Source organism: Caulobacter sp. P4_E5 (assembly GCF_056401555.1).
On record NZ_JBFUJD010000028.1, the window covers coordinates 16,255 to 31,172 of the forward strand.

General features: G+C 63.8%; 5 protein-coding genes. All 5 read left to right on the forward strand.

What is annotated here, in order from left to right; genetic code table 11:
• The first annotated feature begins 43 nt into the window (after positions 1-43).
• The 5 genes from AC1DSO_RS11035 to AC1DSO_RS11055 all read left to right on the forward strand — a co-directional run bounded on the left by AC1DSO_RS11035 (position 44) and on the right by AC1DSO_RS11055 (position 14,856).
• On the forward strand, positions 44-784 hold the full coding sequence (locus tag AC1DSO_RS11035; protein WP_477068863.1) for a hypothetical protein: 741 nt from the start codon (positions 44-46) through the stop codon (positions 782-784).
• Positions 785-1,087: 303 nt separating this feature from the next.
• On the forward strand, positions 1,088-5,173 hold the full coding sequence (locus tag AC1DSO_RS11040; protein WP_477068864.1) for a hypothetical protein: 4,086 nt from the start codon (positions 1,088-1,090) through the stop codon (positions 5,171-5,173).
• Positions 5,170-7,980 carry an RHS repeat-associated core domain-containing protein gene (locus AC1DSO_RS11045; RefSeq protein WP_477068865.1) on the forward strand — a complete coding sequence of 937 codons (2,811 nt, stop codon included), beginning with the start codon at positions 5,170-5,172 and terminating at the stop codon, positions 7,978-7,980. The genes AC1DSO_RS11040 and AC1DSO_RS11045 overlap by 4 nt, the downstream gene beginning before the upstream one ends.
• Positions 7,977-8,279 carry a hypothetical protein gene (locus tag AC1DSO_RS11050; RefSeq protein ID WP_477068866.1) on the forward strand — a complete coding sequence of 101 codons (303 nt, stop codon included), beginning with the start codon at positions 7,977-7,979 and terminating at the stop codon, positions 8,277-8,279. Before AC1DSO_RS11045 ends, AC1DSO_RS11050 begins: the two co-directional genes overlap by 4 nt.
• A 235-nt stretch (positions 8,280-8,514) precedes the next feature.
• Entirely contained in the window at positions 8,515-14,856 is a 6,342-nt protein-coding gene (locus AC1DSO_RS11055; protein WP_477068867.1) for an Ig-like domain-containing protein, read from the forward strand.
• Positions 14,857-14,918: the final 62 nt, after the last annotated feature.

Sequence of the window (14,918 nt, forward strand, 5' to 3'; positions counted from 1 at the left end):
ATATATAGGCGCTGTCGCAACCGGGGATTTCGAAGAGTCGGCCTTGCGACCTCAGACCGAGAAACGGCATTGGCGACGCTCGCGGCTGTCCTGGGCGCTGGCCGCGTCAATCGTGGGTCATCTAGCGCTTTTTCTGGCCTTCCTCGGATCGGGGTCGAACGGCGGCGACCTGCTGTCCGGTGACGGGATGGGCGATGTCGAGGCCATGGAGGTCTCGCTGGTCGGCTCGCGCGCCGAGGCGGTGTCGGCCGCGCCGGCGGTCGTCGATCCGGCCGCTGAACTCCTGGCGCGCCTCGGCGCCGGCCAAAGCCAGGCGTACCAGGAGTCGCAAACCCAGGCCTCCGCGCCGAGCGTGGAGCGCGCTTCGCTGGATGACCTGTTGAACGAAGCGGCCGGCCCTCAGGGCGGATCCGCGCAGGGCAAGGTCGACGGCCGCGCCGATCAGGCGCGCGAGGGGGCCCAGAACGCCAACGGCAGCGAGATCGGCGGCGCGCGGCGCGCGCAAGGCGCGGCGGCGGGGCGAGGCGGTCTCTGGAGCRTGATCGAACCCTGCTGGCGTCGCCAGCGCGTGCCGCAGGCCGCGCACGCTCGACTGGTGGTTGAGCTTGATCTCATGGGCCGACTGGCTTCGCCGCCGCAGGTGATCCGCACGGATGGGATGAGGCTGGACCGTGATCAGATGCTGACCGAGGCGAGGGCTTTCGACGCCTTGACCGCCTGTATGCCGGCCGCGCGGGGGCAATTCAGCGGCGAGCACGTGCTGGATTTTCGTCGTGATCGATGACGGCGCCGATCACGATCTTGGGCAGTGTTTTTCTGCGGAACCGTCGCGACTCGCCCATTACCAAGCTTGTCGCGATCTCTGAGTGTTCGCCCTGAGGTTCCGGGGCCGGTTGGCCAGGGTTGGCGGCGGCCATTTCCATCCTCGCGGAAGGCGTCGACGCAAGCTTGGCCTTGACGCCACCTAAGGCTGAGTCTTATCTCGAAGCGCGGCAGGGGGGATTTCGACATTCCTACGGTACAACGGTCAGGCCTGATGGCTGGCTGCTGATCGGTCGCGTCGAGATTGCGCAAGTCGGGAAGCCAAATGCTGCAAGTACTGCGTTCAGGTGCGCTGGCCATCGCTGCTGCGGCGGCCTTGGGTTTCGTACAGCAAGCCCATGGCGAGCTTCCGACCTCCAGGCTGATCACCGCGCCGCTCATTTCGCCGACCAGCGCCTGGAGCTACTACAGCACGACTCCTGGCGGCCTGGCGCGGACATCCAGTCCCGCGGCCATGGCGACCTTACCGGAAATCCAGGCCTTGGCGCGCTCCCTGGGATCGGAGCGCATATCCGAGACCGGTGTCGCCCAGACCACGAAAGCCGCCTACGCGCGGAATGTCCAAGCCTATGTACGCAACAACATCGCCACCGAATTTCGCTTCGGGCTGGGCAAGGGCGCGCGCGGCGCGCTGATCGACCAGTCCGGCACGCCGTTCGACCAAGCTGACCTGATGGCCGCGCTCCTGCGTCAAGGGGGCGTGGCGTTTGAATACAAGGTCGGGACCGTGCAACTCAGCGCCCAGCAGATCGGCGCCTGGACAGGCATGATCCACGGCTTCTCGACGAACGCCCAGGGCGTGCAGACCGTGTCGGTCAACGCCAAGGCTCTTTGCCAGTTCCTGGCCGACGGCGCCATTCCCGCCACCTTTTCGGTGGGCGGGACCACGGTCTCGTCCTGCGCCTCGCTCTCAGGCGACCTGTCGGCCAACGACACCGTCACTATCGGCCATATCTGGATCGAGGCCGAGATCGAGGCCGAGAGTCAGGTCTTCGATCCCGCGTTCAAGGCGCTGCGGTTCACCCAAGGCATGAACCTGGGCGCGGCGATAGGCTGCGGGGCCGAGTGCGGCGGGAACGCCGTGGGCGCCGCCATCCGTGAGACGAGCGGAACGGGACCGGCTGCGTCGGGCTCCTTCGGCGGCAAGCCCTATCTGTCGAACATCAACGAAGGCGCCCTCAACAGCAAGCTCCTGTACTCGGCGAGCAATCTGGAGACCTATCTCCAGGCCAACGCCCCGAACGCCACGATCGAGCAACTGGTTGGAGGGCGCGAGATCGAGGTGACGTCGAGCCCAGGATCACCGAGCGGTTATGCCGCGACCTACAGCTGGTCCGAGCAGATCCCGGACGGCTTTCGGTCGTCGGTTTCCTTCGCGACTAGAAATGGGACCGTGCGTCTGTTCGGCGACGAGATCGCCGGGCAGCGCTTCTGGTCAAATGCGGGACGCTACATCGTGGACAATGCGGACCTGGGGCTGACCGCCTGCCAGTTCTCCGCCTGCGACCAGACGTTTGCTATCAATCATCCCTACGCGACGAACAACGGCGCCTATGGCGACGACAGCGTCTTTTTCAACACCCTGGGTCAGGCCTATCGGGCCAACCCCACGACGGAGGTGCTGCCGGACGTCTATGGGATCGTCATCAATTGGGGTGAAGCCTCCAGTTCCACCGAAAGCCATTTCGCGGCCCTGGAGCGCATTCGCGGCGTCGGCCTGTTCGATCCATCGACGGTCACCACCGACGCCTGCAGCGCCAAATGCGGCAATGATCTGCCGACTGTCGGCGCGACGATCCTCAAGTCGCAGTCGCAGGCCAACCTGCTGATCGACAGGATCACCGACACCACGACGACGCGTCACCATACGGTCGGTCTCATCGTGCGGCTCGTCGTCCCGAACGTCACCTTGAGCACCGCCTGGGTCAGCAGTCTGCATTCCAGCCTGAGCGCCAACTCTCAGACGGCCGACCCAGGCGAACGGTCGGCCAGCTTCGAGATCGGAGCGCTGATGTCCGCCATGCTCGAAGGCGGAACGCGGCAGTACGCGGCGGATGACTGGCAGCAAGGGTCGCCGACCAACCTGATCGTCCTGGCCAACCGCAACGGTCAGAAACTGATCGATGTCGCGCCGGGCGGGGTGAACACGACGTTGCTGTCGGCGCTCTCGGGCTACGCCAGCGCCACCAAGAGCAAGCTCCAGGCCAGGGCGGGCGAAGGCTATGGCTTTATTCTGCCGGAAAAGGACGCGGCGGGAACGGTGTTCAGCGCCGACGGCTGGTCGCTGGGTCTGACCTTCGGCGGTTCCTATTCGTATCGCGGCGCCAGCGGCGCGACCAACGGCGATGACGGCGCCCAGGCGTCGCTGATGCGCATGGACCTGAAGGGCGGCTCGCCGACCTCGTCCGGCAGCCCGGTCGAGGCCGTCATGCGTTCGGTCAAGGATGCGCGAGGCAACGCCGATCAGAAGCTGGCGGCGAGCGCGGACTTGGCGACGGGCGCGATCAGCATCTCGGCGACCGATCTGGTGACCGGATCGGGCGAGTTCCCCAACAGCTTGCCATTCCAGCGTTACTATTCGTCCACGAATGGCGCGCACGAAGCCGCCAGCGATGGTTGGTGGACCTACGAGGGGCCCGATGATCTGTCGACGTCTCACATGCCTGGCGCCTGGAGGCACAACTACTCTTATGCGGCCCGGCTCGGGACCAATCTGGATGGCGCCTTGGGCAATCAGGGCGCGCTGGGTTCGTCGGCTGCGGTTGCGGGTCTCTACACCCTGTTCACGGCGAGATCCGCCGACCCGTTCGAGCGCCGTTTGACCTCCCTGTTCGCCATCAACTGGATCAGCGAACAGATCAACAACAACGCCGTGGTCATGTCCGACCCGACCTCCGAAACGGTTTTCCTACGCCTGCCATCGGGCGGCTACGCCGCGCCCCTAGGGGCGCAGTCCAAGGTGACCGTGAGCGGAACCCGCACGTCGCCGGTCGTCGAGAGTGTGAACGGGAAGGTGAATGTCGCCTACAATTACGCCGCTGTCCGGCTGACCCGGACATTCGCTGACGGCAGCGTCATGACGTTCGAGCCTCAGCAGAGCTCCGAAATCGCGGGCACGTATGTATCGGCCCGGATCTTCAGGCCCATGGAGTGGACTTTCCCGGGCAAGATGAAGCTGACGTTCGCATACCACGAAGAATCTTACAGCAATAAGCTCGGGGCCAAGTTCAAGGCCTGGATCMTCGATTCCGTGACCAACAGCTTGAACCGCAAGATCAGTTTCTCGACGACCCCGGTCAATCTGAACAACGGGTTGGTGCAATGGCGCATGTGGCGCATCAAGAGCGTCAGCGACGACACCCTGCGCACCGCAAGCTATGACGTCGAGGGGTGCCCCAGCGAGCGCAGCTTTGTCTGCGGCAAGCTCAACGTCACCGGCGCCGACAAGCAGATCACGAAGTACCTCTACACCAGCGTGGCCGCGCCTGCTTCCAACGCGCAGACGATCCCGCGACTGCCCTATCGCCTCTGGCAGATTCAGTCGCCCAAAGGCGAKGCCCAGACGATCGCCTATGACGAGGTGTTGCGCGCCAAGTCCATCACTGACGGCAACGCGCTGACCACGCGCTATTTCGTGGGCGCTCTGGCGGGCAATGAACATTGGAAGTCGAGTGCGGTCATCTCGCCGCGCCAGGATCTTCTGGAAAGCTCCGGGGCGATCTTCGACGAGCGCAACAATCCGATCCTGATGCGCGACGGTCTCGGCCACGAGGTGATCAACACCTACGACGCGATGGGACGCCTCGTGCGCACCAAAAAGCCCGAGGGCAACGCCCAGGAACTCACCTATGACCTGCGCGGCAATGTTCTGAGCATCTGCGACATCCCGAAGGAAAGACCCGGCAAACCGTGCGGCCACGTCGACGATATCGTTTCGCGCAAGACCTATGTCGACGGCGACACTGTCTGGTCGTGCGCCAACCTGGCCAAGTGCAACAAGATCAAGACTGAAACCGATCCCCTCGGAAACACCACCACCTATGAGTGGGACGACGACGGATGGCTCAAGTCAGTCGAGGGGCCGATAGTCGTCGGAGGTCAAGCCATGACCGAGCTCAGATACAGGACCTATCCGATCGACGGCGGCGTCAAGTTCCTTTGGAAAAAGATACAGCGCGTGACGAGCAATACCTCGACTGAGACCGTCTACGACTACAATCCACTCAACAAATACGTGCTCAGCTCGATCGTCGTCGATCCGGACGGCAAGGCAATCACGACCTGCTTTTCGTATGACGCGCGGGGGAATTTGATCACGGCCACCGATCCGCGTGCGGGAGCCTGTCAATGAAGCGCTTCCAGCCCCTGGCTTTCTTGTCGCCAGAAAGCCCCGATCGTCCGACCTCCGCGTCTTGCGTCAGCAAGCCAAGGCTTGACGCCTACCGGTACGTGGCGGGCGTGATGCTGGCCTGCGCCTTGGGAGCCGCGGGCGGCGCCCGGGCCGACACCGCCACGCCGACCGATCTGACGAGCTACTACCGTTACGACGACATGCGTCGGGTGACGATGATGATCGGACCGGACCCGGATGGCGTCGGGACCGGTCTGCCGCGGCGCGTCGAGGAATACGAGTACGACGCTAACGGCCGGCTGAAGAAGACCCTGGTGGGCGCGACCGACGCCACCGATCTGCTGAGTACGACCAAGCCGCTGGTCGCCTATGACGCGGCGCTGAGCGTCACCTACGAGTACGATGGGGTCGGCAACCGGATCAGCGAGAAGACGACGGTCGGACAGACCCAGTATTCGTTCGATAGGAGCAATCGGCTGGAATGCGTCGCGGTGCGCATGGCGCCCGATGCGGCTACGACGGACTTCACCGTCGGCGCCTGCAGCCAGACGCGAGCGCTGACCGCCGCGGGCGGTCCCGACCGGATCACCAAGAACACCTACGACGCGGCCGGCCGACTGACCAATGTCGAGCACGCCTATCAAGGGGGGCTCCTCCAACCGGTCGAGGAAGTGACGAGCTATGGCGACAATGGCGAGGTCTCTTCTCGGCGGGACGCGAACCGCAACATCTCGACCTATGCCTATGACGGCTTCGATCGCCTGATAGAGCTGTGGTTCCCGTCGCGAACGCTGAGCTCGACGACCGTCAGCAACGCCGACAAGGAAATCTACGGGTACGACAAGAACGGCAACCGCACCGGACTGACCAAACGCGACCAGCAGGCCTTCGTGTTCGGATACGACGCGCTCAACCGGCAGGTCCTGAAAAACGGACCCGGAACCGCTGGCGACGTCACCACCGCATACAACCTGGCAAGCCAGGTCACCTTGGTGAGCTGGCCGGGCTCCAGCGTGGAGTCGACCTACGACAAGGTCGGGCGGCGGATCAGCGAGAAGACGACGGCGGGCTCGAGCACGCTGGAAGTGAGCTCGCGCTACGACCCGGCCGGCAACCGCACGCACGTGATCTGGGGCGCGGATCCGGACCCGGCCGGTCAGGATCCGATCGTCCAGGCGGGGTTGATCTACGCGAAATACACCTACAACAACGCTGGCGGGCTAAAGACCATCACCGACAACAATGGCGAGGTTCTGGAGACCTTCGCCCACGATGCGATTGGGCGAGCGAGCAGCGTCGTGGCCGGCAACAACGTCGCGACCAGCTTCGGATTTTCCGACGCGACGGGTCTGCTGGACAAGATCCATCACGACGGTTTCACCGGCGGGACCCAGAAGATCTGGCAGGACTTCGGCTACAATTCGGCCGGCCAGATCGTCAGCCAGACCCAGACCAATCCGAACCTGATCTGGACGGGGCAGCCTTCCGGAACGACCTCATTCACCTACAACGGTCTCAACCAGGATACGGCTATCGCGGCGCTGGCCAACGCTCAGTGCTCCGTGACCGACGCGGGCTACGATTGCAACGGCAATCTGAAGGTCGATGTCGATGCGGCCACCAACGCCACGCGCAGGTTCACCTACGACGCCGAGAACCGGCTGATCGGGGTGAGCAAGGCCACGGGGCAGGCGGCCCCCGCCATGGCCCTGACCCTGGCCTACGACCCGATGGGGCGGCTCTTGAAGACCACGGCGGGAACCGCCGTGACGCGCTTCCTCTATGACGGCGACCAGCTGATCGGCGAGTACGACGGCCTGGGCAATCGCTTGCGGCGCTACGTGCACGGCGTCGGGGTCGACAATCCGCTGGTCTGGTTCGAGGGGGCCAACGGCGCCGACCGCCGCTTCCTGCACACCGACCGTCAGGGCTCCGTGGCAGCCTATTCGCTGAGCGACGCCAGCGCGGTGACCTATGCCTACGGACCCTACGGCGAGGCCCAGTCGTGGGCGGGGAGCCGCTTCCGCTACACCGGCCAGATCGCCCTGCCGGAGGCCGAGCTCTACTACTACAAGGCCCGCGTCTACGACGCCCGTACCGGGCGGTTCCTGCAGACGGACCCCATTGGCTACGGGGACGGCCTCAACCTCTACGCCTATGTCGGCGGCGATCCGCTGAATAACGGCGATCCGACAGGGACTGAGCGGCCGAAAGATGCACCGGGACCTGAAATGGTGCCGCCAAATCGGACGTCGAGGCAAAGCGCTTGGGGCGCCTATTGGCAGGGAGTCGGCGAGAGGAATGCTGCTCAAGCAGTGCGGGATCAAGTTGAAGGCAGAACACAAACAGCTGACGGTCTGACCTTATTTTCAATGGCTACTGCAGAGGTCAGTTGGCCCTTGCTGCTTGCGAGAGGGGCGAATACTGCCACGGGCCTCGTGAGCGGAACTCATATCGACGAGCTCATCGCGAACGGCGTTAAATTTAGTCCAGAAGCGCTTGTCGCCACCGGGAGAAGTTCGGCGGGACAGGTCGTATTTCTTGAAACAGGCAGCGCTCGTGCCGGTTTGGCTCATATAGTCGCGGAGCATGGGGCAGATTTTGCAAGCATCGGTGTTCTGGAACGAGATATTCCTGGCGTGGTAATGAGAGCTGTCACAGAGGGAAAGCTTGTCGGATATCAAGGGCGAGGCCTGGGTCGTGGTATTTACGAGATAGCGCTAGGTCAGTACGTTCAACGCATCGCAGTGTCCGTCGGTAGTAACGGATATATTGTCGGGGCAAATCCTGCAGGGAGGGTGCGATGAGAGGCATTAAGTTGATGCCCGATTATGATTGCTTCCCGCTTTGGGAGGCTTCCCCTGGTAGTGTCGGAAATATCGATCCCAACACCCTGCCGTTGTCCAACGCTCTGAGGTCACGCCTTGAAACTTGGGCTGACCGCTTTGACGCTACGCTTAATCGTGATGACCCAGGATCATCCGGATTTTCGACGCAAGTGGAAAAAGAAAATTTTCGAAGAGAAGGGTACGCTTTGGTGGAGGCGCTTCGTGAGGAGCTGGGCGACAAATATAGCATTACTGTTAACTTGGGGGTGTTGGGCTGAATTTTTATTTAGGCGGCAAACGTTGTGAGGTATGTTGGCCTAATTTCTATGTCTATTTGACGGATAGGGTTGGTCAGTTAAATTTAGCTAATACTTAGTCGTTTCAGGCCGTCTGGGCCGGGTGCGAAGACGGGTTAGCGCCGAACGATTGGCGTCAAAGCCCCCGGCGGCCTATTGTCAAGCTTGCTGCGATCTTGGATTGTGCTCCCTAGGGTTGCTTAGGGGTGTGGGGCTCATGTTGAGGTTTTGTGGGCGGACGCTGGTCGCCCTCGTGCTGACCTGCGCGGCGGCCTCGGCCTCTTCCCAGACCACCACCTACCGCTATGACGCCCTGGGCCGGGTGGTTCAGGCTGTCGAGGGCGACGGCCGATCGGTCAACTACGCCTATGACGCTGCAGGCAACCGCCTGTCGCTAAGCGACGGGGTCCCCAGTGTCGAGCTGACCGTCAAGGCCTTCACCGCCTCGTCCAACGCCGGTGGTTTCACCGGCCTGACCGCGACCAACGGCATGCGTGACCAGGGTTTCGCCACCAAGGCCACCAGCCATGTGACGACGAGCGAGAGCTCGGCTTGGATCATGGCCGACCTGGGGGCCAGCCAGTCGATCAACCGGGTGGGTGTGGCCGGACCGGATGGGGCGGTCACGGCCCAAGGGGCGGCGGCGCTGACCGGCGCCGTGGTCGAGATCTCCGACGACGCGGCCGTCTGGGCCTTGGCGGCGAGCGTGGGGACGGTGACGCCCGGCGTCTACAAGACCATCAGCCTGGGCGGCGGCAAGGCGCGTTATGTGCGCCTGCGTCGGACCAATGGCCTCGTCGGGGTCGGGGATTTCCGCCTCTACAGCGGCGGCCTTCGCTCCAACCGCTCGCCGGTGACGGTGGAAGACCAGGTCGAGGTCCTGAAAGGGCAAACCTTGGTCTTCGATCCGCGCTTCAACGACAGGGATCTCGACGGTGACGCGCTCAGCATCAGCGCGGCCGGATCGGGCGCGGCTCACGGTCAAGTGACCTTCACCGCCACCGCCATCACCTACAAGCCCGACGCGGCCTACGACGGGATCGACCGCTTCTCCTACGCCGTGATCGACACCCAGGGCGCTACCGCCGTTGGCCAGGTCACCGTCACCGTCAAGGACGCGCCCAACCGGCCGCCTATCGTGAATGATCTTGGCGCGGCCACCGAAGTTGGCGCCGCCAACGCCTTTGTCATGGTGGCCAGTGATCCGGACAATGACCCGCTAAACATCATCGCCGTTCTGCCGACCTCGGCGGGCGGGGTGGTGACGCCGCTAGGCGGGCTTTGGTTCCGCTACGCCCCCCCTGAGGGGTTTGCCGGCTACGACAATTTCATCGTGCAGGTCGGCGATGGTCGTGGCCAAGCGACCATGGCCCGGGTCAGCATCTGGGTCTATCGCTCGGGGACCGCCAACAACGCCCCGGTGGCCTTTGATGATGTGATCACCACCAGCAAGGGTCAGGCCCTGACCTATAACCCCCGGGGCAACGACATCGATGTCGATCATGACATCCTGACGATCACCGCCGTGCAGGGCTCCTCGATTCAAGGCGGCTCGGTCGCCCGGGCGAGCGACGGTGGAAGCCTGACCTATACCCCGCGCGGCGATTTCACCGGCCAGGATGAGTTCACCTACACAATCGGTGACGGTCGTGGCGGGGCTTCCAGCGCCAAGGTGAAGGTCAATGTGGTGGGCTCGGGCAACACAAGTCCAACCGCCGAGCCGGACGTGTGGAAAACCTCGGTTGGCACGACGATAACGGCCGATCCGCGCCAGAACGACAACGATCTCGACGGTGATGTCCTGACCATCACCGCCCTGGTCCAGCCGGCGCATGGCTCGGCGGAAATCTATCTAACGGGCCGTATGATCACCTACACGCCAACCGCCGGCTATGTGGGGGATGACAGTTTCAGCTACACCGTCTCGGACGGGCGCGGCGGAACCGTCAGCGCGCCAATCAATGTAACGATCAAGGCGGATGGCAACCGCACGCCCACGGCGCTGGCCCAGACCTACAACATCCGGGCCGGCGAGCCCTTCAGTTTCAATCCAACGGTCGGCGCGCAGGATCAGGACCATGATCCGATCACCGTGATCAGCGCGAATATGGATGATCGCGATCCAGCTTTCCCGGTGAAGGGAACCTTGAGCCGCGCCGGCGCGGGGCCGACCAACGACGAGCTGCTGTCCAACTACCTGATCTATACCCCGCCCGCGGGTCAGACCGGTTTCACGGTCAAGGCGCTCTACATCATCACGGATGGTCACGGCCAATCGATCGACGGCCGTGGCGACTCGCTGTCACCGCCGACCGCGATCACCATCAATGTCGGGAACTACGCCGCCCCCGCCCCCGTGGTGCAGCCAGGCAAGCTGACGGCGCCGGCCGGAGGGGAAAAGTCGATCACCTTGGTGGTCGACGGTTCGTACTCCAGCCTGGAGCTGGGTCAGGCGCCGCCGTCGGGCGACGTCTCGTTCAATGGCAATAGGGTCACCTACCGAGCCGCGGCCAACTTTTCGGGCGACGCCGACTTCACGGTCAAGGCGCGGGGCGTGGGTGGGCTGGGTCCTGCGGCCCTGGTCGACGTCACGGTCGGACCCAAGAACAGCCTGCCGCCGCCATCGAACAACGCCAATCCGGACGCGACCCCCGACACCGTCAGCGACGTGGCCTATGGGACGACGCGGACGATCTATGTCCTCAGCAACGACTTCGACGCCGACGGCGACACGCTGACGCTCAATCCGACCCTGCCATCGCCGCCCCGCCACGGCCAGGCTCAGGTCAGCGGCTCGGCCATCCTCTACACTCCGGCCGTCGGCTACACGGGCTCCGACAGTTTCGACTACGGCGTTTCGGACGGGAAGGGCGGGGCGGACGCCGCCACGGTGAGCCTCACCATCCTGCCCCAGGCCAACCGCGCCCCGGTGGCGGTCGGCGATAGCCTTACCGTCCCTGTCGGCCAGACCCGTTCAGTCAGCGTGCTGGCCAACGACTACGACGCCGACGGCGACAGCGTCTCGTTGAGCGGCGTGGGAACCCCGGCCCACGGAACGGCCACCGCTTCCGGCGGGGCGGTGACCTATACGCCGGCGGCCGGCTATGCCGGTTCGGACAGCTTCGGCTACACTATCGTCGATGGCCATGGCGCCAGCGCCAATGGCGTGGTGAGCGTCACCGTCCTCGCCCCGCCCAACACCAGCCCGACGGTCACGGCCGACAGCTATGCAACAGCCTTCAACAGTCCGGCCTATCTGGCGGTGCGCGACAACGACAGCGATCCCGACGGCGACGCGCTGACCATCGCCTCGGTGACCGCCCCCGCTCACGGGACCGCCGTCATCGCCGGCGGACAGGTCACCTACACGCCCGCCAGCGGCTACTCTGGTTCCGACGCCTTCGCCTACACCGTCTCGGACGGCAAGGGCGGCTCGGCCACCGCCACGGTGTCCATCACCGTCAAGTCCAAGATCAACCAGGTTCCGACGGCCGCCAATGACACGGCCGCCACATCGCTGAACACCGCCAAAGCCATCGCCGTCCTTTCCAACGACAGCGATCCCGACGGCGACGTCCTGACCATCAGCGCCGTGACCCAGCCGGCCCACGGCGGCGCCGTGATCGCTTCGGGTCAGATCACCTACACCCCCACCAGCGGCTATCTGGGCTCCGATAGCTTCGGCTACACGATCTCCGACGGCAAAGGCGGCTCGGCCTCGGCGAGTGTGTCCATCACCGTCCAAGAGGCCAACCGCGCGCCGACGGCGACGGACGAGGCGGCCACGATCGCCTTCAACAGCGCCAAGACCATCGCCGTCCTGGTCAACGACAATGATCCGGACGGTGATGTCCTGACCATCACCGCGGTGACCACGCCGGCCCACGGCGCGGCGGTTATCGCCTCTGGGCAGATCACCTACACACCGGCGACCGGCTACAGCGGATCCGACAGCTTCGGCTACACGATCAGCGACGGCCGCGGCGCCATGGCCTCGGCGACCGTCAACCTCACCATCGAGCCCAAGCCCAACCAGGCCCCGGTGGCGGTCGACGACAACGCCGCGACCGACTTCGAGACCGCCAAGACCATCGCCGTCCTGGCCAACGACAGCGATCCGGACGGCGACGCCCCGACGATCAGCACGGTGACCACGCCGACGCACGGGAGCGCGGTCGTCGCTTCGGGGCAGATCACCTATGCCCCGACGACCGGTTACGCCGGCCCGGACACCTTCAGCTACGCGATCTCCGACGGTAAGGGCGGGACGGCCAGCGCCACGGTGGCGATCACGGTCAAGGCGGCCAACCGCGCGCCGACGGCGACCAGCGACGTGGTGACCGTCTCGTTCAACACCGCCAAGACCATCGATGTCCGGGCCAATGACAACGACCCCGACGGCGATCCGCTGACGATTACCGCCGTCACCGTCCCGGGGCACGGGACGGCCGCGATCGCCGACGGCAAGATCACCTACACGCCGACGAGCGGTTACTCCGGCCCCGACAGCTTCGGCTACACGATCGCCGACGGTCGTGGCTTCAGTGTCTCGGGGACGGTGAGCGTCACGGTCCGCGTACAGAACCGCTGGCCGACCGCCCGCGTCGAGGGCTACTCCGTGCCGCGCGACACGTTCACCATCCTGCCGGTCCTGGACAACGACACGGATGAAGATGGCGACCCCTTGCGGATCATCGCCGTGACGCCTTTGACCAATCTCGAGGGCACGTCATTCGTGGACGGGAAGGTTAATGTCATCGGGAGCGGCATGGCTATCGACTTCACGCCCGATCCGTCAACGCCAGGGGTCGTGAGGTTTACCTACACGATCGCCGACGACCAGGGTGGAACGGCCTCGACCTATGTGGAACTGGCCTTGACGAACAATCATTGGCCCGTCGCGAGCGACGACCTGTTCCTGATCAAGTCGAACAAGCAATCGCCGCTGCCGGTCTTGGCCAATGATCGCGATCCGGACGGTGACGCGCTTCGCGTGAGGGACATGCGGCCGCCGCAACATGGCAGGGTCGAGAACGCGCCAGGCGGCTACGCCTACACCCCGAATACCGACTATTCCGGTCCCGACAGCTTCCGGTATTCGGTCACGGACGATCGCGGCGCCGAAGTCTGGGCCACGGTGGAGTTGAGTATTCAGCCCAATACGGCTCCCAGGCCGGCAAACGACGTGGTCACGACGAAGGAGAATGTGCAGGTCGCGATCAATGTCCTGGCCAATGACACCGATCCCGAAGCCGACGCGCTCAGCGTGGTGTCGGTGACCAATCCCGCGCATGGCTTGGTCGTGCGATCGGGCAATACCATGACCTACTATCCGACCAACGCTTACCGCGGACCAGACAGCTTCAGCTACACGGTCGACGATGGCCGTGGCGGTCAGGCCACGGCCTTGGTCTCGATCACGGTCAGCGCGGTCAACTATCCGCCGGTCGCGCGCGGTGGCGACGACTATATCCCCGGCACGGGACGCACAGCGCTCTATATCCCCAACTATGTTACCGACCCAAACAATGACCCGCTCACCGTTGAGAGGGTTTGGGGGGCAACGCGGGGACGCGTGGAGGCCAGCGGATCTTTCATCATCTATACGCCGAACGGCTACAATTCGAATGGCGAAGACACGTTCAACTATACGGTCAATGACGGTAACGGCGGTTCCGCCACGAGTTTCATCAAGGTGCGGTTCGATCCCGAGATATCGCCTTACATGTGGCCTCTCGCCGTCGATGATAGGTTTCAGACAAGTGTAGGCGCTTGCGTTTCATATTCCCTTGCAAGCAACGACTTCATCTTTGTCTCGTCAGAGACCGAATACAGCTATTTCTATATCAAGCCGACGCATGGGTCTGTTTCTGTGAATCAAGGTGGTGGTGTTCGATACTGTCCAGATCCTGGGTTCGTCGGCGAGGATAGCTTTGTCTATTCGGTCTATGGATCGGGTGGCGCGTCCTACGCGACCGCCTTTGTTACGGTTGGCGCGGGCGCGAACCGTTCGCCAAAAACTGGCGCCGACCAAGCGAGCGCGACCGGTGGTCGAACCAATGTTCTGACCAAGCTCCTCGACAATGACAGCGATCCGAACGGTGACCCCTTGACGGTGATATCGGCCCAGGGCGCGCGCAACGGGACCCTGGCGCTCGGACCGAACAACACCGTGACCTTCACCCCGCCTGCTGGATTCTTCGGTACGGACTGGTTCACCTATACGGTCTCGGACGGAAAGGGCGGGGTGGCCGAGGCCGCTGTCTACGTCAACATCGGTCCGAATGAGCCTCCCAAGGCCAATCAGGATTGGGTGACATCACGACGCAGCATCGGTCCGATCACGATCGACGTCCTGATCAACGACTCCGACGGCAATGGTGACAAGGTCTCGATCGAGTCGGTCAGGCAGCCGCTCCACGGCAGCGTCGTCGTTCAGGATGGCAAGGTGATCTTCACACCGCACCCATCCTTCGCGAACGACAACTTCGAGTACACGATCACCGATGGCTTTGGCCTGCAGTCCTCGACCATTGTCAACTTGACCCTCTATCCCTGAAACGACGCGATCGGCGTGGGCGCCTGGCCACGCTGATCGCGGTGAGGGCCGTGAAGCAATTT